A 1145-nucleotide genomic window follows, 5' to 3' on the forward strand; every position below is an offset into this window, starting at 1 on the left:
CCCCAATACTCTATCTGTTTTGCGGTCACTGCTGTAACGAGGTGGGAACTCCCCAACACCCCCGCAGGGGCCGCGCGGCCCCGCCCCCCCGCCGCGCCGCGTCCGGTCCTCGCGCGAGGACCGGACTCGGCGCGGTACCGAGCGAAGACCAGCGAAGACCGCGGACCGGCAACGACGACGCCGTCGGGACCGCGCTCCGCCCAAGGCACCGGCGAGACACCGTGCGTCCGGGCGAGACCCGGCCGCCGACCGGTTCGCAACCTTCGGATCCGACGATTCCCCCGATCCGCGACGGCGCTCCCCCACCCACGGGGGTCGACAATCGCAGGTTCGAATCCCGTCACCCCGACCGCACTCGGAGGCGCCGGTCCCGGCCGTGCCCGTTCGGCACGCTTCGCCGGTGGAAACCGCACACGGGGCGAGCGCCCCGCGCAACGTCGTTCGCGGTCCGTCGCGCACCGTCCGGGGGCGAGGCGGATCCCGATCGCCTCGCCGACAGCGGCACCGGACCGCCGCACGGAATCGGCCGAGACGTTCCGGCGCAGCCACAACAGTGCGGAGTCTGCGTCGGGGCAGACCCACATCGCCACCCGCCGGGTCCGGGCCGACTCGCGGCCGTGACCGCGGGGCGTGGGGCGCGCGGGGCGAGCATCCGCGTCGGGTACGGCCGTGGACAGGCCGCCCATTCGGCGCCGTCGACATCGATCGGCGGCACGCCAACCACGCGGCCGAGTAACCCGACCGAGCAGGCGCGGCCGGCCGATGTCGGCCTGGACGTCGTGCACCGCGGCGAGACGATCGGGCGATGGATCGCCCGGCAACGCGCCGACTGGGACACGCTGGGCCAGGAGCAGCGCGAGCGCTTGGTCGGGTTGGGGCTGACCCAGCCCGGGGCTGCGGCCGACACCGTCCTGGGCGCTGCCGGTGGCCGAGGCCCCCGAACCGGACGGGGTCAGGCCCAGACGGACGCGGGAGCAGGCGTTCGAGATCGCGCTCGGCGCGGCGGCGGCCTATCGGGAGCGGGTCGGGCACCTCGAAGTCCCCCGCGGACACGTCGAGACCGTTGTCGCGTTCGACGGATGGCGCGAGGACGTGAGGCTCGGGGTGTGGGTGACCACCACCAGGAGCAGGCGAGCGAAACTCCC

1 protein-coding gene is annotated in these 1145 nt (G+C 74.4%); it reads left to right on the plus strand.

The genetic code is table 11. From position 1 onward, the window contains the following. Window positions 1-924: 924 nt before the first annotated feature. Window positions 925-1145, plus strand: a 221-nt coding sequence (locus ABZS54_RS43025; protein ID WP_355548949.1) for a helicase associated domain-containing protein, incomplete at its 3' end; no start/stop codon positions are given.

Origin of the sequence: Embleya sp. NPDC005575 (assembly GCF_040605455.1) — a bacterium.
In the GTDB taxonomy this organism is placed as follows: Bacteria; Actinomycetota; Actinomycetes; order Streptomycetales; family Streptomycetaceae; genus Embleya.